This window comes from Gemmatimonadales bacterium, assembly GCA_036500345.1.
In the GTDB taxonomy this organism is placed as follows: domain Bacteria; phylum Gemmatimonadota; class Gemmatimonadetes; order Gemmatimonadales; family GWC2-71-9; genus Palsa-1233.
Genome location: DASYCE010000002.1, coordinates 113154 through 131877, shown reverse-complemented (window position 1 = coordinate 131877; position 18724 = coordinate 113154). Strand labels below are relative to the sequence as shown.

The following is an 18724-nucleotide window of genomic DNA, read 5'->3' as shown; positions in this document are numbered from 1 at the left end:
GGACTGATTCAGTTGATGGTGATGTCGGCTGCGTTGCGCGGCTTGATGACCCAGGTACCCGTCCCCATCGGCACCAGGACACCTTCCATCGTCACCGTCGCGCCGATCGGGAAAAACACGTGCGGCGCGTTGAGCTGCGCATCGATGAGTACATCGACCGTCCTGGTGGAATCGGCCGGGTCGGCGATGCGGACGATGAAGTCCGGCGACGACCCAACGGTATCCTGAATCATGGCGCCGGTCACCTTGACCAGCGCGGCATCGAGCGTACCACCCTTTGCCGTCCGGGCATCGGTGACCGAGACCGTCTGCGGCGCAGGTGCGGCGCCGGCGGACAGCGGCGTGATCACCCCGTTGTCGAGGATCGGTTGGCCGAGCGCGGCACCGGTTGGCGCGAGCACGAGGACGGTATCGCCGATGTTGTCACCGCCAAGGCCGGAGCGCATCCGTGACGGCAGGACACGAATCGATCCGGTGCTGTCGACCAGGAACGTGCTGGTATCGCGGAACGTCTGCAGCGGCACGGTCACGGCAGCGCGGACGAACGCCTTGCGACCGGGTGCCGCCGCGCGGGCCTGCGCGACGGTGAGGTCGGCGTAGCCGAGACGGATGATGCGGGTGGCGACGATCGAATCGGCAGTGGTTACGAGCCGGATCGAACCGGTATCACCGGCTACCGTGCCGACAGAATCCGACAGCGCGTGCTGATCGATGACGACGCGGTAGGAACCGATCGGCAGTGAATCGAATGTCGCCACTCCCTGGGCGTCGGTCGTCGCGCGGCGGAGGGTATCCGAGCCGCCCGGCGCCAGCAGATCGACGGTGGCGCCCGTGAAGGAGGTATCCGCCGACGTGAGCGAGTGACTGTCGTCGCGATCGAAATAGACCGCGACCGAGAGGTGGCCCACCGAAAGGGCGGGATAGGTCAGCTTCTGGCCTGCATTGGTGCAGGCGGTGGCCGCGATGACGGCGAAGCAGCAGATCGATGAGAGTCGGCGCATGGTCAGTTCTCCACCCGGATACCGATCCGGAGGACTCGCGGCTCTCCCCGGCGGCTGAGAAGTTTTCCGAAGTCGGGGTTGGCGATGAGCGGGAGCACGGTTTGTCCCGACCCGTCTGTCGTGATGCTGCGCGACGGATCGACGAGCACGGCCGCGTGATCGTACAGTCCGGTCGTCGACCCGATCAGGTTGAATCCGTCGATCGTGATCGCCCAGCCGTGACGGATCGCGATCGAAGCCTGCAGATCGACCGCGTGAACTCCGGGATCGCGACAGCTGTTGCGCTCCGCAAAGGCACCGGCCTGCGAGCCGAGGCACGCATTGGCCGCCGTGAGCGCCTGCATGCCGTCGATCGACGTCGCCACGAACGCCGGATCATTGTTCCCCGATCCATCGCCGTTGGCATCGACGCCAGGCTGGAACCCCGGTGTGAACGGAAATCCGGACCGATATCGGTAGCGTGCGGCCACCGTGATCGGCGACGCCCCAGCCGACGTGTACCGCAGCGTTGCCGCGATGCGATGCGGCACGTCGAAATCGGACCGGCCGTCTTCCCAGCGCGCTCCGTTGAGGCCGTCGGGGAACGGCGAGAGGCGATCGGCGGGATCCGCGCTCAATTCGCCGGGGAGATTGTCGGTCGTCCGTGAGTAGGTGTAGGAGACCAATGCGTTGAAGTGCGCGGCGAGCCGGTCGTCGAGCGTCGCCGTCGCTTCGTAGTAGTCGTTGTAGCCGGTCGAGGTGAGCCCGTAGACCATGTCGAATTCCGGAAAGCGACGATTGGATCCGACGTCCGGGGTGACCAATCCACCGAACTGCTGGAGCGCACCGTAGATCGGACGACCGTCACTGCCGGTCGCTACCACGCCGGCAACACGATTGAGGTCCTCGCGCTGCAGCAGGTAATCGCCATGGCGATAACCGCCGGTGAACGTCAACGTCGCTGCCCCGGCGAGGTGCTGGACGAGCGCGAGGTCGGCCTTGAATGATCGCGGCTTGCGGACGTCGGGACCGAAGGTGGTCAACGCTTCACCGGCATCATTCCCGGCCGAGGCGCCAACGGATGGCCAGTCGAGTGTACCGGTCGCACGCCGCACACTCACGGTTCCATCGAATTCCGCCGCTTCCGCCAGCGCGGTGAGATCGTATTGACCGGAGAGGATCCCGGCGTCGCCACGAACGAGTGTCCGCCCGCTGCCGCTGACATCCCATGAGAAACTGCCGCGCGGCCCGATGTCGCGGCTGGTCTTGTCCGCCGGCACCACGTTATTGGGAAAGCCGGAGACGCGTCCCCACTCGGCGTTGCCGTTGACGGCGTCGGATGGGAGGGTCTCGTGATCCAGACGGAAACCGGCGGAGATCAGCAGCGCCGGCGTGGCCTGCAGTTCATCTTCGACAAAGAGCGAAATGTCGGTCACACCGAGGTCGGGCGCGGGCGCGGAATTGATCGCCTGGTAGAAGGCGCCCTGCCCGGCGCCGAATGTCGCGACGTCGCCGAAATAGAAGCGCCCGGCGCCCCCAGGAAGCCAATCGTAGTTCACCGTGCGGTGCTGCAGCGCGCCGCCACCCTTCACCGTGTTGATGCCGGAACGGTAGGTGGCGGTTTCGGAGAGTTCGATGCCGGTTTCTTCGAAGGTTCCGGGGAGCGTTGCCGCACCACCGACAGCGACGCCCTCAGCAACGATTCCGGTGTACGGCACGGCGGCGCCGGTCCAATCACGCTTGCTGGTGTGGAAGCCGAGACGCGTCTCGCTGGTGAGGTTGTCGCTGCCGGTGGTGAGCGACCCCGCTGCAGAGACGTCGTGCGCACTCAGATGCGCGCCTGCAGCGCTCGCAAGCTCGAGTCCGACATCAGGATTGTCCTCGGTCCATGACGCCCCGCCCGCTCGCAACGCCAGCGCCGTGTTGGATCCGAACCGCCAGTCGAGCCGGCCGCTCGCGCTGCCGCCCTTCCAGCTGCGCACCGTCGGCGAGAGCCAGCGGCCCAGATCGAGGGCCGGCGAATTGGTCGGCAAGGTTACCGTCTTCGGCACAGCAGCGACCGAGTCGGTCACCGCCGACCCCACTGCGAACGGATTCGCCGTCGGCAATTCGATCTGCTGGTAGTCACCACGAATGAACCAGGATGCCGTATCGCGCTTGATCGACCCACCGAGTGCGATTCCGGCCTGGAACGAGGTCGCGCTCGAATCGCCCGGATTGTCGGCACCGCGGCCGCCGAGCTTGGCGCTGCTGAATGTCGCCCACGGCTGCACGGTGACTTTTCCGTTGCCGCTGCGGGTATCGGCCGCCATCAACGCACCGAGCGACGTGGGCCATTCGCCGCTGCCGGCAAAACCGGTGAAGAGCGTCTGGGTCACGCCGTCGCGCGCGAAGAGTGGCGCCGACGCAGGTTCGCTGGGCATGCCGGGGTGGCGAAGCAGCGCTTCACGCATGCCGTCGACGACGAGCGATGAATAGGCCGGGCGGAGTCCGTCGCCGCTCAGGACGAGACCGTCGCGGCCGTCGAGCGGGACATCCGCTTCGGAGAATGCGCTGGCGGTGCCGGTGATGTCATGTCGCCGGGCAAAGAGGCGCAAGGCGTCGCCACTGATGGCGCGTTCCGCAGTCGTGGTCGCAACCGTTGCCGACGAGGGGATCTCGTCGACGGTGGTGATCGGCGGCGGCCTTCTCACCAGGGTGATCGTAAGCGATGACCGACCGTTGCTCACCACGGAGACGCCACGCATCCGGACTGGTTGATAGCCGAGTTCTTCGGCGAGGACCGAATAGGAGCCGGGAGTGAGACCGGCAAAGGCCACAACACCGAGTCGATTGGTGGCGACCGTGCGATAGGCCGATCCGTTGCGTTCGAGGGTGACAGTCACGTCGCGCAGCGGCGCGTGGCCCTGGTCGACAATCGTCGCGGTCAGCGAGCCGGCAGTCAGGCTCTGTGCCGCGGCGCGAGTCGTGGCCGCGAAGATTGCAAGTGCCGCCGCGAGGAGGATCGTGCGGCCAATCGGCTGGGAAAGACGCATCGGCATAGCCGTCCAGGTTGCGCGAGTCAGTACGGATCGATCGAATGGAGAACGGGTTCGATGGTGCAGGAGCGGTGCCATCTGTTGGTAGAAGACGAATCTGCGATCGCGACATGCCCAATGTCGACCTGCCGAGACACTGGGGTTCGGCCAGCAACTTCGCGGCTGTTGCGTCAACGCAACACCACTAGGATTGCCTGCGGTGTCGCCACAATTCCGCCTGTCGTGTCCGAATAACACAGCTACCTTTACGGTCAGGTGTCCCGACTCTCATTTCGTTCGCGGCTCTTCCTGACGCTCCTCTTCGTCAGCGCACTTCCCCTCTTGATGGTTGCCGGGGCGGGGGTCTGGGCTATCCGCAATCCACCCGCGATCAACGCGAGTCAGGTCATCGCGCCGGTGGCGACAACCGACGTCGACCTGATGCAGCAGATCGGGCGGAACACTCCCGCGATTTCGCCGTCGCTTCGTCAGGCGATGCAGCGTCATCAGGCTGCGATCGACACCCTGCTGATCAGCGTGACCCGAACCCAGGATCAGCAGTCGCGGTGGCCGCAGGCGGCGGCGCTCTTTGTGGTGGTCGCCGCGACGGTGATGGTCATTCTGATTGCCGTCGCCGCGCCGATGCTTTCCCGGCAGTATGCCTCGCCGCTCAACGAGATCGTGGAATGGACCCGGCGCATCCAGCGCCGCGAGCCCGTTCCCGATGCCACGAAACCGGGGACGATGCCGGAGCTGGTGACGCTGCAGCGATCGCTCTATGAGCTGCAGCAGGGGCTGGAGCGTGCCCGTGCCTCGGAACTCGACGCCGAGCGGCTTCGCGCGTTCGGCGAGGTCGCACGGCGGGTCGCGCACGAGATGAAGAATCCGTTGACGCCGATTCGTCTTGCGGTGCGCCAGCTGGCGAAGCGCGCGCCGACCGACATGCACGACGAACTCGAAGTGATCGCGGCGGAGTCAGCGCGCCTCGAGGGGATGGCGCGCGAATTTGCCGAACTCGGCCGGCTGCCGGAGGGAGTGGCTGCACCGGTCGACCTGCGCGAACTGCTCGAGGATCTGTTGCGAAACACCGTGCCGGAGGGGATGGCCCGGGCGATGCACTGCCTCGATGACAACGCGACGATCGAGGGATACTATGACCCGTTGCGTCGCGCGTTCAGCAATGTCTTGCGCAATGCGGTCGAGGCATGCGATGGGCATGGAACGATCGCTGTGGCGATCGACCGTCAGAACGGAAGGCTTCGCGTGGCGTTGAGCGATGACGGGCCCGGCGTCCCGGAGGCAACGCGCGAGCGGATCTTCGAGCCGTACTACACCGAAAAGGGTGACGGTACCGGCCTCGGCCTCGCGATCGTACGGCAGACGATCGAACAGCACCACGGGACGATCGCGGTGACGGACACTCCGGGCGGCGGGGCGACCTTCCTCATGAATTTCCCCGCATGACGACCACCATCCTGATCGTCGACGACGAAGCCAACATCCGCCGGATGGTCGGCGCGCTGCTCAAGTCGGAGGGATTCGACGTCGCCGAAGCGGCCAACGGCAACGCCGGATTGCTGGCGATTCCCGACGTGCATCCCGACATCATCCTCCTCGACCTGATGATGCCGCCGGGTCCCGACGGCCTGGCAACACTCGAGAAAATCCGTACCGGCGATCGCGACATCCCGGTCATCATGATGAGCGGCAAGGCGCAACTCTCCGACGCAGTTCGCGCCGTGCAGATGGGCGCGTTCCAGTTCCTCGAGAAACCGCTCGCGCCGGAATCGCTGCTCGTCGCAGTGCGCTCGGCCGAGACCCTGGTCCGCACGCAAGCGGAGAATCGCGCGTTGCGCCAGGCGCTCGGCCCGCAGCCGACGCTGGTCGGTACGTCACCGGCGATCGAGCATGTGCGGCAACAGATCGCCCAGGTGGCACCGACCGACGCCCGGGTCCTGATCCTTGGCGAATCGGGGAGCGGCAAGGAGCTGGTGGCCAACGCGATTCACCGCTACTCGCCACGCGCCCGGGGTCCGTTCGTCTCGGTGAATTGCGCCGCGATTCCTCGCGACCTGGTCGAGAGCGAAATGTTCGGCCACGAGCGTGGTGCCTTCACCGGTGCCACTGACCGCCGGATCGGCCGGTTCGAACTGGCCGACGGCGGGACGCTCTTCCTCGACGAGATCGGCGACCTGCAACTCGAGGCGCAGGCGAAACTGCTGCGGGTGCTGGAGAGCGGGGAGATCCAGCGGATCGGAGCGGAGCGGAGCCAGCGGGTCAATATCCGGACGCTCGCCGCCACCAATCGCAGGCTGGAGGTGTCCGTCGCCAACGGCCTCTTTCGCGAAGATCTCTATTTCCGGCTGAACGTCTTTCCGATCGAAGTCCCGCCGCTTCGCGACCGGTTGATGGACATTCCCGACCTGGTGGAACATCTGGCGGCACGGCTGCGGCCACGGCATCCGCCGCGGTTCACGCCCGAGGCGCTCGCCGCGCTCGCGACGCACAGCTGGCCGGGGAATGTGCGCGAGCTCGCCAATATCGTCGAGCGGCTCGCGATCATCGGCGGCGACGAGGTGACAGGCGACCTGGTTCCACGCGTCCTCGCGCGCACCGGCTCGCACCCCGCCGCACTGGTCGCGGCCGCCGATGCGGAGTCGCGATTCGTGGACAACGGACGGGGATTGAGCGAACGACTCGATGATACCGAACGTGCATTGATCAGCGGAGCGATGGCGACGGCGAACGGCAACATCGCCGAAGCCGCCCGCCTGCTGAAAACCGATCGCGGGAACCTGTACCGGCGGATGCGCCGGCTCGGCATCCGGGGAGGGAACGAATGATCCGACAACTCTGGCGTACGGCGATGGCCGCCCTGGTCTGGAGCGGCGCGGCGGCTCTATTCGCGCCGGGACACGCCCAGGCGCAGAATCCGAGGACGCTCGACATCGGCGGACCTCCCGGCGATTCAACGGCTCATCGGTGCTACACCGACTCGACCCTCACCGCGGCGCTGCTTGCTTTCAACGGCCACGCCGCGGTCCACGTTTTCGGCGGCACGTCGGTGATCCAGCCGGCCGACACGATCCAGGGGAGCTACGGCGTCTTCGCCGGATCGCTGCGCGTGGATGGCGCGATTCGCGGGTCGCTGATCGTCTTCAACGGCGATGTCCGGTTGACGGCGACCGGCAGGGTCTCGGGTGACGTGACGGTCCTTGGCGGTCAGCTGACGGTCGATCCGGGCGGCAGGATCGACGGGCGTTCGTTCACCTGCAGCGATCCCGTGTCGCTCGATCGCTATTCCGACGGCACCCTCGTGGTGCGGCCGGCATCGCATCCGGTCATGCAACTCGCCAACGACCTGACCGCGAACGTCAACGGCGTGCTGCTCTCGCCGTATCTCGGATTCGGCCAGTACAATCGTGTCGAGGCACTGCCGCTGCAGATGGGCGGCAACGCGCGGTGGAATGCCGGTGGGGACGACACGGCGCGGGTACAGGCGTATGCCGTGATCCGCACCGCGCGCGACCCGAGTGCGTCGCGACCCACGGTCGGGTGGCATGCCCGAGGGAGCTGGATGCATCCCGGTCCGCTGCCGTTCACGGTGGGCGTCGAAGGGGGCCAGACGGTCGCAAGTACCGCGGACCAGCCGGCGTCGCCGCTCGAATCGGGGATCAGCGCGCTGGTCCTGCGCCGCGACTACGCTGACTGGTATGTCCGTCGCGGCGGAAGCCTCTTCGCCAATCTCCATCCGAATCCGGAACTCACCGTCGGCGCGCGATACGAGGTCGCGCGGCAGACGACGGCGCTCGCCGTCAACGCGCTCTCGCTGCTGCGTGCCGACGAGACGTGGCGACCAAATCCGCTGATCGACGATGGCAAGTACCATATCGCGTCGGTGACGCTGGACTGGGACGCCGAAAACGAGATGAACCACCCGGTCTTCACCTGGCGCGCAGCCGTCACCCTTCGGCGCGTGACGAGCAACGACCTGACGCCTGTGTCGCTGCCGACGTCGATCCGCGATGCGATGCCGATCTCCGATTATGGCGAGACCGACGGTGATTTCGATCTCCACGGGTCGCTGCGGCTGACGCCGGACCAGCGGCTCAACATCCGGATGCTTGGCGGCGGGCATCTTGGCGGCGACCCGCTCACCATCCAGGATCGCCTCGCCGTGGGCGGGATCGAGCCGCTCCCGGGGTACGACTTCCGGGCGGTGAACTGCGACCGGCGCCGCAAGCCCGACCCCGCGACGCCGGCGCTGTGCGATCGTGATGTCGCGATCCAGCTCGAATACCGGCGCACGCTGCCGATCGACCTGCGCACCCGTGTGGGCGGCTACGAACTCGGCATCCGGCATCCGGAGCTGGTGCTCTTCACCGATGCGGGAAGTGCGTGGCTCGCGGGAGACAGCACCGGTCGCGTGCCGTCCAACCGGATTCAGGCGATCCGGGAATGGAAATCGGACGTGGGAATCGGCATTGCGACGAAATGGGCGACGCTGCTCGTTGCCCGCTCGCTGGCCGACGCCCTGCCGGTCCGGGTGGTCCTGCTCTTCTCCTCGCACCGCTAGGCCGGATGCGGCGCGCGCTGTATCTCGTTGCCGCGCTGGTGTGCGGCGCCGTCTTCACGGCGTCGGCGCAGGCGCATGCGCGCATTTCCGCTCATCTCGATCTTCGATCGCCGAACGCCCCCAGCCTGCTGATTCACGTCGACGACCTTTTCACCGATCCGACCTGGCTCGGCGCCCTCGACAAGGCGTACACGATCCAGCTCCATTGGCGGGTGCAGCTGTGGCGGCAGAGCTTCTTCCGCGACCAGCCCCGCTCCCCGGTCGAGTGGGATGTGGTGATGCAGAAGGTCCCGATCACCGATGTCTACAAGTACGCCGAACGGGTGCGTACCGGCATCAGCCGGTCGTTCGCGTCACTCGATTCGCTCAGGGATCTGGTGGGAAGCGACGTCAGCATTCCGACGCCGGCGACGCTCGCTGCGGGAAGCTGGTATTACACGATCGACGCCACGCTCACCGCGGTCGATCAACAACGTGCCGGCGATCCCGGCGGGATCACGGGGTTCATCCAGCGGGCAATTCTGGGAACGGGACCGAAGGTGGATCTCTCTCGCGCAACGACGGTGACATTCACCGTCCCCGACCACTGACCAGCTCAGGACGAGCGGATCGCGGCCAGTGCGTGATCGCCGTAGAAGATGCGGATGTATTTGAGCTGCGGCGCCGAGAGTCGGCGGATCGCCCACGATAGATGGACAAAATGCGGTTCCATCGGCGGCCGGACGGGGTGCATGCCGATTTCATCCGGCAGCCGGCTCCCCTTGCGGGTATTGCACGACGAACACGCGGTCACGACGTTGGTCCACTCGTTGCTCCCGCCGCGTGACTGCGGAATCACATGATCGCGCGTGAGGCACTCGCGCAGCTTGAGCTGGTGCTGCACCCGGCCGCAGTACTGGCAGGTGTAGGAGTCGCGGGCAAAGAGGAAGGTGTTGGTGACCTGGCGACGGAAGCGGCGGGGAACATGCACGAAGCGGACGAGGCGGATGATTGCGGGCCGAGGGAGTTGCATTCGAACACTCCGTATCGGCTCTTCGCCATCGGCCTCCACGATCTCGGCCTTCCCCTCGATGACCAGCCGCAGTGCCCGGCGCGTGGGCACCATCGTCAGCGGTTCGAAAGAGGCATTGAGAGCTAAACAACGCACCCGTCTGGCTCCGGTCGGGGGTTCCTATGGATAACCCCGAGAGGCATGGCGTATCAAGGGACTGGCGGCGGAATGCGGCCGATCAGCGGACCCGCCGGCCCCCGAGCCAGGTCGCGACGACGTCAGTGGGAGCGGAGGCGAGGACCGCCGGGACCGGCGGTTGCTGGCCGGTGACGGTGACTGCTGCGATGTCGGCCCATTTCCCCACCGTCAGCGACCCGCACTCGCGCTGGAGGCCGAGCGCCTCGGCGCCGCCCAGCGTCAGGGCGCGGAGGGTATCCTCGGCCGACCACCCGGCGAGGATTTGCGCCTGGCGCCCCTCGGCGAGGAGATCGAGCGGGGCGACGCTCACCTCGGAGTCGGTTCCGATCCCGATCCGGAGTCCCCGATCTGCGTACCGCGCCACCGGCGCGTCGGCATGGTGGTGGCGCCGATTACTCCGCGGGCAGTGCGCGATGGCGACACCTCGCGCGACCATGATCCTGGTGTCTGCCTCGTCGGTATGGATCGCGTGGGCGCAGAGTGTGCGCGGGCCGAGCACGCCGTTCGCTTCGAGCCACCCGATCGGCGAGACCGGACTGTCGCTCAGCCGCGTTACCCCGCGCGCGCGAAGTGCGTCTGCGAATATTCCGGTGAAGTCGTGCAGCAGCGCGCTCTCGTCGGCCGGTTCGGCGACGTGCACGCCGATCGGAACACCGTGGCTCCGGGCAAGGTCGCTGACCGCCGCGTAGAGCGGCCCGCTCACTGTGTAGGGCGCGTGCGGCGACACCCCGAGGATCACGCGGCCGGTGGAGTGTCGTGCGAGACGATCGAGATCGTGCGAGAAGCGTCGCATCACGGTCGCGGTCTCGTCGACGTGCATGTCGAACGCTTCGTGGTGCGCGACGCCGCTCGCGCCGAGCGCATGCAGCGCCTCGATCACCGACCCGGTGTTTCCCATGTCGCAGATCGTCGTCACGCCGGCGGTCCAGCAGGCGCGGATCCCCTGCTCGGCCGCGTGGAAGAAGTCTTCCTCGGTGCGCGTCGCCTTGAGGGCGATGATCTTCTTGATCCAGAGCCAGAAATCGGTCTCCTCGGCCATTCCTGCGAAGCCGGTGAGCTCGAGGTGTGTGTGGGTGTTGACCAGGCCCGGGATGAGGGCGACGCCGTCCTGATCTTCGCTGAGGGCGTCGGGTGGTCGCGGCACGGCGTGATCGGGACCGATCGCCGCGATCCGGCCGCGTTCGTCGATCAGTACGGCTCCGTTCGCGATCGGTTCGGCGTCAACCGGGAGAATCCACGGCGCCGCCAGCCGCAAGATCAGTTGCCGCCTCCACCTGGCCGGAACGGCGAGTGGATGGGGCAGAACTCCTTCGGTTCGGTGCCGCGTGCGTAGTATCGCACCACGCGCAGGTTGGCGGGACAGAACGGTGTGGCGCGCAGCCCGTTCGACTTGTCGATCTCGACGGCGACGAGCGAATCGCCGGCGTCGGCGAGCGGCGCCCAGTCACTCGGTTCCTTCCGGCGCTGATAGATGTCGAGCATCATCTGCGTCCACGCCGGCGCGGCGAGCTTGCCGCCCTGCGCATTTCCCATGATCGGTTGCGGCGCGTCGAATCCCATCCAGACGCCGGCAACAAGATCGTGGGTGAAGCCGATGAACCAGACGTCGTGATAGTCGCTGGTGGTGCCGGTCTTGCCGCCCGCGGGGAGGGTGAACCCGGCTCGGTAGACCGCGCCGTTCGCCGTGCCGTTGCGGATCACGCCGACGAGCGCCTGGTTCATCGCGTACGCGTCGGCGGGATTGAGCACCGGAAAGCTCTGCGTCTCCGGTTGCCAGATGATCTTCCCGTTCTTGTCCTCGACGCGAAGGATCGCGTTGGGAACGGTGCGGGTGCCGAGGTTGGCGAAGGTCGTGTAGGCGGCAATCATTTCGATCGGCCGGACCGACGGCGTGCCGATGAAGATCGACGGTGCGGGGTCGATCGGTGCGGTGATCCCGAACTTGCGTGCCTCGGCGATCACCCCCTCGACGCCGACCTTCAATCCGACGCGTACGGCGATGCTGTTCTTCGACTCTTCCAGTCCGTGGCGAATCGTCATCATCGAATCGCTGAACGTTCCCTCGTAGTTCTTCGGCTCCCATGGCGGTTGTCCGAACGGCATGCTGACGGTGATCGGCGCGTCGGGCTCCGAATCGCTGAGCGACACGCCCGACTGCACGGCAGCGCTGTAGACGACCGGCTTGAAGCTCGAGCCCGGCTGCCGGAATGCCTGGGTCATCCGGTTGAATTTCGAATCGGCGAAGTCGCGTCCGCCGACCATGGCGAGGATGTGGCCGGTCTTGGCTTCGAGGACGAGCGCGCCGCCCTGCAGGTAGCGCGTCGAATCGTGATCGGCGTCGTCTTCGGATTTCCGGTCGATATACTGGCGGTAGGTCTGGTGCCGGAACTTGCCGACACCGGTGATGCCGTTCGATTCGATCTTCTCGAGCTGCGACTCCAGCGCATCGACCGCGGCCTGCTGGGCGTCGAGATCGAGCGTGGTGTAGATGCGGAAGCCGTCCTTGTAGAGATCGCCGCCGAACTTTGCCTGCATGATCTGGCGCACGTACTCCACGAAATATTCGGCGACGCTCTGATAATCACTTCGCGACGAGAGGGTGAGCGGATAGTTCTTCCACGCCTCCGCTTCCTGCCCGGTCAGGTTGCCGGCCTCTGCCATCAGGTCGATCACCAGGTTGCGGCGAAAGACGGCGTTGCGCGGGTGTTTTCGCGGATTGTAGGTGTCGGGCGCCTTGGGGAGTGCCGCGAGCGTCGCCGCCTCGGCGACGTTGAGATTGCGGGCCGATTTCCCGAAGTACCGGGATGCGGCGGCCTCCACGCCGTACGCGCCGTTCCCGAGATTGATCTGGTTGAGATACATCTCGAGGATCTGGCTCTTGGTGTACTTCTTCTCGATCTCGCCGGCGACGCGGATTTCGCGAATCTTGCGCGGGATGCCGCGGACGCCGGTCTTCTGCCGGTTGATCTCCTCGGGGAGGAGGTTGCCGGCGAGCTGCATGGTGATGGTCGAGAAGCCCTGCCGCAACGACGCACGGAAGACCATGTGCTTGAGCGCGCCGAAGAAGCGGACCCAGTCGACGCCGTGGTGCTGGTAGAAGCGCTTGTCCTCGACGGCGAGGAACGCCGCCGGCACCGCGGGCGACATCTCCTTGAGCGGAACGACCGTCCGCTTGAAGAGCCCGAAATCGGCGATCTGGCGGCCATCGGCCGCGTAGACCTTCGACGCCTGCGCGGGATCGTAGCCGGTGAGGCCGGCGATCGAGCATTGATCGTTGGCGCAGGCACGGGTCCAGAGCCCCACCAGCGCCATCGCGAAAAACGCGATGCATGCCAGGATGCCGATCCCAACGCGCCGTCGATTGTGCGGGTCGCGCCAGTACGCCCGGGTTCGGGCAAACCGCGGAGAGGAGGGGCCTGCCATATGACGGAAGCTATCCGGAGATTGGTCGCCTTGCACGTGAGACGTTGCTCCCTGAAGTTTCAGCACTGCCACGCTGCAATCGGCTCACCTCGGGATGGCTAGTGGACTTTACGGTCGCGATCTGCACGCACGATCGGGCGGCGGCCCTCGACGTCACGCTGGGAACGCTGTCCCACCTGTCGGCACCGGGGATTACCTATGAAATCCTTCTCGTCGACAACGCCTCGACCGACGAGACACCGGCCGTGGCGGCACAGTGGCGTGACCGCGGCCTCCCGCTCCGCGTGGTAAGCGAAAGCACGCTGGGCCTTTCCAGCGCGCGCAATCGCGCCATCGAAGAAGCCATCGGCAGCTATATCCTCTTTCTTGACGACGACGTGAGCGTCGGTCCCGGGCTCCTGGCTGCATACCATCGCACCGCCGGCGAATTTCCGGATGCTCCGTTCATGGGCGGACCGATCGTGCCGGTATTTGAGGGTGAAGCGACGCCGCTGGCACGCGCGATTCTCGAGGCGAAGCCAGGCGCCTACAGCGCACTCAACCTTGGAGAGAGCCCGCAGTTCCTCGAGCCCACAGCCGGTCCCTGGGGCGCCAACTGCTGCATTCGCAGGGCATGCATCGGCGCCGAACGATTCGATCAGCGGTTGTGCTACGTTGGCCGCGGCGGAATCGTCGGCGATGAGGTCGAGTTCCTGACCCGGATCGCCCAGCGTTGCGGGCCGGGGCGCTGGGTTCCCGACGCCTCCCTCCAACATCGGATTCCGGTGTCGCGAGCGACATGGAGTTTTCTCGAGCGCCATGCCCGCGGCTCGGGGCGGACGCAGATGCGGCATGAGATGCTGCACGAAGGCCACCAACAGGTTTCGCTCCGAACGGTGCTCCAGTACGAACGGCGATTCCTCTCGCACTGGATGGACAATCGGCGCGGCTCGGCGGGACTCGCCGACCAGGTGCGATTGCGGTATTCCGTCTGGAAGGAGCGCGGACGGGCCGATGAAGCGCGCGACATGTGGCTCGGCCGCTCGCCCATTGCCAACCAACGCGCACCTCGCCCGTGAATCCTCCGCCGAATCTCCTCGACACGCTTCGCGCGCGCGGCATGGTCCACGACGCGACGCCCGATCTCGCCGGCCGCCTGATGCAGGGGCCGATTACCGGCTACGCCGGCTTCGATCCGACCGCTGATTCGCTCCATGTCGGCTCGCTCATTCCGGTGATGGGGCTGGCGTGGCTCCAGCGGCTCGGCGGCAAACCGCTGGTGGTGGTCGGCGGCGGGACCGGTCTGATCGGCGACCCGTCGGGGAAGAAGTCGGAGCGGCAGATGCTTCCCGACGATGTGATCCGGGCCAACGCGGCGGCGATCCAGCAGCAGCTCTCGCATTTCCTCGACTTCGCGCCGGGGACCGCCGGCGCGGAGATGCACAACAACGCTGACTGGCTGGCGCCGCTCCGCCTGCTCGATTTCCTGCGCGACACCGGGAAGCATTTCACCATCAATTACATGCTGCAGAAGGAATCGGTGCAGACGAGGATGGATACCGGCATCTCGTTCACCGAATTCTCCTACATGCTGATCCAGGCGTACGACTTCGCCCATCTCGCCGGTTCGGCGGGATGCGAGCTGCAGTTGGGCGGGAGCGATCAGTGGGGAAATATCACCGCCGGGATCGAACTGGCGGCGCGCCGCGACCGGCGCAAGGTTCACGGCCTCGTGATGCCGCTCCTGACCACGGCATCGGGCGCGAAATTCGGCAAGACCGAATCGGGGAATATCTGGCTCGATCCCCGGCGTACCTCGCCGTACGCATTCCATCAGTACTGGCTGCAGGTTGATGACGCCGACGTCGAGCGGCTGCTGTTGTTCATGACCTTCCTGCCGGTCGACGAGATCTCCGCCGCGGTCATGGCGCATCACGGAGATCCGGGATCGCGGAAGGCGCAGCGCCTTCTCGCCGACGACATCACGACGAGGATTCACGGTACCGACGCCGTGCGCCGCGCCACCGCGGCCGCGCGAATACTCTTCGGATCGGCGGATCTCAAGGACGCCGACGCCGATACCGTCGCGATGGTGGTTGGAGAGGTGCCGAGCCAGCGACTCGAGGGAGGCGCCCTCGACGGAGGGATGGCACTGGCCGATGCTTTGCAGAAAGCCGGTCTCGCGGCGTCGAAGAGCGAAGCACGACGCGGATTGGGCGCCGGCGGCTTTTCGGTCAATGGCATTGTTGCAGATGATGCGCGCGTTCTCACATCGGGCGATCTGCTCCCAGGCGGCGCCATTCTCCTGCGCAAGGGGAAGAGAAACTGGGCGGCGCTCCTGACATCCTGAGCGCGTTTGGCAGCAAGGAACAACTCCAGAATGACACGACGTTATTCTTCCGGCATGCTCGGAATTCTGATATGGCTTGTGGTGGCCTGCACCTCTGCGGTCACCCCGGACAGTCGTACCATACCGACGGTCCCCGACAGCATCACTGCTCCGGTGCCGCCACCGCCGCCGCCCGTGACGCCGCCACCGCCGCCGCCCGTGACGCCGCCGCCACCACCGCCAGTGACTCCACCGCCACCACCGCCGCCGTCGCCAGACGCGCCCGATCTGGGATTGAACGCCGATCTCCACGGCCGGCTGATCTTCCCGGCATCGAACCTGTGGAACCAGCCGGTGGACACGGCGCAGGTCGATCCCAATTCGAGCGCCATTCTTGGCCTGATCGGCACCGGTGTTTCGCTGCACCCGGATTTCGGCGGCAATCTCGGCGGATCACCGTTCGGCATTCCGTATGTCGTCGTGCCGGATGCGCAGCCGCGTGTCGCAGTGCCGTTCGACTACGCCAGCGAGAGCGATGCGGGGCCGTATCCGATTCCGCCCACTCCGCCGATCGAACCGGGGAATGGCGACAATCACCTGTTGATGATCACCCAGGGCGAGTGGAAGCTGTATGAGCTGTTCGCGCTTACCGCGGCCGGCAGCGGCTGGCACGCCGGATCCGGCGCAATCTTCGACCTCACCAATGGCACGGTGCGTCCGGCGGGATGGACATCGGCGGATGCGGCGGGGCTGCCGATCCTGCCGGGGCTGGTCCGGTACGACGAGGTCTACCTCCACGGCGCGATCAATCACGCACTGCGCTTCACCGTGGTCCGCACCCGCTGCGCCTGGATCGCACCGGCGAGTCATTGCGCGTCGAATTCCTCGAACCCGCTCTACCCGCCGATGGGGATGCGGGTCCGCCTCAAGGCGTCGTACAACATCGCAGGGTTTCCCGCGCCGATGCAGGTGATCCTCCGGGCGCTCAAGAAGTACGGGATGCTGGTGGCCGACAACGGGAGCAATTTCTACTTGAGCGGCACCGCCGACAGCCGGTGGAACGACGACATCAACAACACGCTGAAGCAGGTCCATGTCGGCGACTTCGAGGTGGTGCAGATGACGGGGGTTGTCAGCCAGTAGGGCGTGGCACGATCTTGGCTTGTCGATGACCTCCATGTCCGCGCCCGACATCGCCGTTTCCGATCGCCGCTTCACCCTCGGCGCCGTATGGCGCGACCTGCTGCGATCGCGCGAACTCGTCACGCAGCTGACCCTCCGCGACCTGCGCCTGCGGTACAAGCAGGCGGTTTTCGGCGTGGCATGGGCGATCCTGATGCCGATCCTGCTGATCGGCGCCGGCCTCGTCATCCGCATCGCGGCGTTCAAGCATGCCGACCCCGGCACGGCGCCGTCCCTCGGCGGGATCGCGATCAAGGGATGGGCGTGGGCGTTTTTTGCCGGCGGGATGAATTTCGCCACGACCAGCGTGCTCAACAACGTGCAGCTCGTCACCAAGATCTACTTCCCGCGCGAGATCCTTCCGGTCGCCGCGATCATCACCCAGGTGGTCGATGCCTCGGTCGGCGCCGGGGTGCTGCTGCTCCTGTCGCCGTTGCTGCATTTCACGCTGTCGTGGGCGCTCCTGTGGCTTCCGGTGCTGATCGTGCTGATGATCGCCTTCACCCTCGGGCTCGGCTTTCTCTTCGCCTGCGCCAATCTCTTCTTCCGTGACGTGAAATACATCCTGCAGGTGATCCTGACGTTCGGCATGCTGTTCACCCCGGTGCTCTTCACGCTGGCGTCGTTCGGCCCGAAGGCGCGGCTGCTCCTCCTCTGCAACCCGCTCTCGCCGATTCTCGAGGGGTATGAGGTCGTCACCGTCAACGGCGCGAGCCTGCTCAGCACGCTGCCGGCGCACGATGGCGGTCTCCCGTTGTGGAGCCCGTACTATCTCCTCTATTCGGTGCTCTTCATCGCCGTGCTGCTGCCGTGGAGCGTGTTGATCTTCCGCCGTTCGTCGACGCAGTTCGCGGAGTTCTACTGATGGGCCAGGGGCGAATCCGGTTCGACGGAGTCTGGAAGCGCTTCCACCGCGGTCCGGCGTACGACTCGCTCCGCGATCTCATTCCCGCGATTCTCGGCAAGCATGTCGATCCGACGGCGCCGCTCCGCGCCGACGATTTCTGGGCAATCCAGGACGTGTCGTTCGACGTCAAACCGGGACAGTCGCTGGGCATCATCGGCGGCAACGGCGCGGGCAAATCGACTGCGCTCAAGCTTCTCACCGGGATCCTCCAGCCAACCCGCGGGATCGCCGAGGTGCATGGACGGGTCGGCGCGCTGATCGAGGTCTCCGCCGGATTTCATCCCGACCTGACCGGCCGGGAGAATGTCTTCCTGCAGGGCGCGATCATGGGCATGCCGCAGGACCTGATTCGCCGCCGGTTCGACGAGATCGTCGATTTCTCTGGGGTGGCGCCGTTCATCGACACGCCGGTCAAGCGGTACTCCAGCGGGATGAACGCCCGGCTTGGCTTCTCGATCGCCGTGCACCTCGAGCCCGATGTGCTGATCGTCGACGAAGTGCTCTCCGTCGGCGATGCATCGTTCCAGCAGCAGGCGTTCGACCGGATTCGCCGCGTGGTGAAGAGCGACATCCCGGTCGTGATCGTGTCGCACCAGCTCGACCGGATTGTCGAGCTGTGCACCGAATGCATCCTGCTGTCGAAGGGGGGCGTGGCGGCGCGAGGACGCGCCAACGAGGTGGTGCAGCGCTACCTCCATGGTGGCGACCTCGAAGCAGTGCTGTCATCCCCCGCCGTCGCCGGCGTGCGCCTCACCGGTCTCGAACGGCCCAGCCGCGAGCTGGTGCCGTCGGGGAATCTCGTGCCGTTTGTCGTTCGCGGTGAATCGGAAGGGCCGATTCCCGAGTGGCTGAGCATCTTCATCGAAGTGACGGGAAGTGCTGCGAGCCAGCAGCTCTATTCCGCGGGCGTCCCGATTCCTCCCGAGGTTCGATCGGGGTCGGGACCATTTGTCGTGCCGCTCGAAATGCAGGCGAATCTTCCGGCGGGGCAGTACCGTTTCGGCGTCAACATCTGGAATGAACAGGCCGGTGTGACGACGCACGGGCCGGCGGCATTCTTCGAGGTGGTTGACGCCACGCCGTTCCGCGGCGCCGTACAGATGTCATTGCGACCATCCAGCAGTCTGGCCGAATCGGTGTGA

At 66.1% G+C, this 18724-nt stretch carries 14 protein-coding genes; 9 read left to right on the top strand and 5 right to left on the bottom strand.

All coding sequences use genetic code 11. The features are described from left to right. Positions 1–8: 8 nt before the first annotated feature. Positions 9–1001, bottom strand: a complete 993-nt coding sequence (locus tag VGM20_01090) for a hypothetical protein (protein HEY4099452.1) — start codon at positions 999–1001, stop codon at positions 9–11. A 2-nt stretch (positions 1002–1003) separates the two neighbouring features. Further along, positions 1004–4015 carry a carboxypeptidase-like regulatory domain-containing protein gene (locus tag VGM20_01085; GenBank protein HEY4099451.1) on the bottom strand — a complete coding sequence of 1004 codons (3012 nt, stop codon included), beginning with the start codon at positions 4013–4015 and terminating at the stop codon, positions 1004–1006. A gap of 258 nt (positions 4016–4273) precedes the next feature. On the opposite strand from VGM20_01085, the gene VGM20_01080 reads away from it, so the two are divergent. From VGM20_01080 to VGM20_01065, 4 genes are read left to right on the top strand one after another with little or no spacing between them, the layout of a single operon-like run. Then, the gene (locus VGM20_01080; GenBank protein HEY4099450.1) at positions 4274–5461 is read left to right on the top strand and encodes a HAMP domain-containing sensor histidine kinase; all 1188 of its coding nucleotides are present in this window, start codon (positions 4274–4276) and stop codon (positions 5459–5461) included. Then, positions 5458–6840 (top strand): sigma-54 dependent transcriptional regulator, encoded by a 1383-nt coding sequence (locus VGM20_01075; protein ID HEY4099449.1) that lies wholly within the window; start codon positions 5458–5460, stop codon positions 6838–6840. Before VGM20_01080 ends, VGM20_01075 begins: the two co-directional genes overlap by 4 nt. After that, a complete protein-coding gene (locus VGM20_01070; protein ID HEY4099448.1) occupies positions 6837–8573 on the top strand; it encodes a polymer-forming cytoskeletal protein in 1737 nt (578 codons plus the stop codon). Before VGM20_01075 ends, VGM20_01070 begins: the two co-directional genes overlap by 4 nt. 5 nt (positions 8574–8578) lie before the next feature. After that, on the top strand, positions 8579–9163 hold the full coding sequence (locus VGM20_01065; protein HEY4099447.1) for a hypothetical protein: 585 nt from the start codon (positions 8579–8581) through the stop codon (positions 9161–9163). 5 nt (positions 9164–9168) lie between these two features. On the opposite strand, the gene VGM20_01060 is transcribed toward VGM20_01065, so the two are convergent. The 3 genes from VGM20_01060 to VGM20_01050 all read right to left on the bottom strand — a co-directional run bounded on the left by VGM20_01060 (position 9169) and on the right by VGM20_01050 (position 13185). Beyond that, the gene (locus VGM20_01060) at positions 9169–9585 is read right to left on the bottom strand and encodes an HNH endonuclease (GenBank protein ID HEY4099446.1); all 417 of its coding nucleotides are present in this window, start codon (positions 9583–9585) and stop codon (positions 9169–9171) included. Between the two features lie 217 nt (positions 9586–9802). After that, on the bottom strand, positions 9803–11017 hold the full coding sequence (locus VGM20_01055; GenBank protein HEY4099445.1) for an amidohydrolase family protein: 1215 nt from the start codon (positions 11015–11017) through the stop codon (positions 9803–9805). Between the two features lie 2 nt (positions 11018–11019). After that, positions 11020–13185, bottom strand: a complete 2166-nt coding sequence (locus VGM20_01050; protein HEY4099444.1) for a PBP1A family penicillin-binding protein — start codon at positions 13183–13185, stop codon at positions 11020–11022. 101 nt (positions 13186–13286) lie between these two features. On the opposite strand from VGM20_01050, the gene VGM20_01045 reads away from it, so the two are divergent. The 5 genes from VGM20_01045 to VGM20_01025 are packed head-to-tail and all read left to right on the top strand — an operon-like array spanning position 13287 to position 18724. Continuing rightward, positions 13287–14243, top strand: coding sequence for a glycosyltransferase (locus VGM20_01045; protein HEY4099443.1), 957 nt, complete (start codon positions 13287–13289; stop codon positions 14241–14243). Further along, positions 14240–15514: a tyrosine--tRNA ligase gene (gene tyrS / locus VGM20_01040; GenBank protein ID HEY4099442.1), complete on the top strand. Its 1275-nt coding sequence runs from the start codon at positions 14240–14242 to the stop codon at positions 15512–15514. Before VGM20_01045 ends, tyrS begins: the two co-directional genes overlap by 4 nt. A 54-nt stretch (positions 15515–15568) precedes the next feature. Beyond that, the gene (locus VGM20_01035; GenBank protein ID HEY4099441.1) at positions 15569–16636 is read left to right on the top strand and encodes a hypothetical protein; all 1068 of its coding nucleotides are present in this window, start codon (positions 15569–15571) and stop codon (positions 16634–16636) included. A gap of 25 nt (positions 16637–16661) precedes the next feature. Next, positions 16662–17540, top strand: a complete 879-nt coding sequence (locus VGM20_01030) for an ABC transporter permease (GenBank protein HEY4099440.1) — start codon at positions 16662–16664, stop codon at positions 17538–17540. Beyond that, positions 17540–18724 (top strand): ABC transporter ATP-binding protein, encoded by a 1185-nt coding sequence (locus tag VGM20_01025; protein ID HEY4099439.1) that lies wholly within the window; start codon positions 17540–17542, stop codon positions 18722–18724. The genes VGM20_01030 and VGM20_01025 overlap by 1 nt, the downstream gene beginning before the upstream one ends.

Excerpts from the sequence above, each read along its gene's own strand:
- VGM20_01035 (HEY4099441.1), top strand. The coding sequence starts at position 15,569 with ATGCTCGGAATTCTGATATGGCTTGTGGTGGCCTGCACCTCTGCGGTC.
- VGM20_01060 (HEY4099446.1), bottom strand. The coding sequence starts at position 9,585 with ATGCAACTCCCTCGGCCCGCAATCATCCGCCTCGTCCGCTTCGTGCAT.
- VGM20_01030 (HEY4099440.1), top strand. The coding sequence starts at position 16,662 with ATGACCTCCATGTCCGCGCCCGACATCGCCGTTTCCGATCGCCGCTTC.
- VGM20_01070 (HEY4099448.1), top strand. The coding sequence starts at position 6,837 with ATGATCCGACAACTCTGGCGTACGGCGATGGCCGCCCTGGTCTGGAGC.
- VGM20_01085 (HEY4099451.1), bottom strand. The coding sequence starts at position 4,015 with ATGCGTCTTTCCCAGCCGATTGGCCGCACGATCCTCCTCGCGGCGGCA.
- VGM20_01090 (HEY4099452.1), bottom strand. The coding sequence starts at position 1,001 with ATGCGCCGACTCTCATCGATCTGCTGCTTCGCCGTCATCGCGGCCACC.
- VGM20_01065 (HEY4099447.1), top strand. The coding sequence starts at position 8,579 with ATGCGGCGCGCGCTGTATCTCGTTGCCGCGCTGGTGTGCGGCGCCGTC.
- VGM20_01025 (HEY4099439.1), top strand. The coding sequence starts at position 17,540 with ATGGGCCAGGGGCGAATCCGGTTCGACGGAGTCTGGAAGCGCTTCCAC.
- VGM20_01075 (HEY4099449.1), top strand. The coding sequence starts at position 5,458 with ATGACGACCACCATCCTGATCGTCGACGACGAAGCCAACATCCGCCGG.
- VGM20_01050 (HEY4099444.1), bottom strand. The coding sequence starts at position 13,185 with ATGGCAGGCCCCTCCTCTCCGCGGTTTGCCCGAACCCGGGCGTACTGG.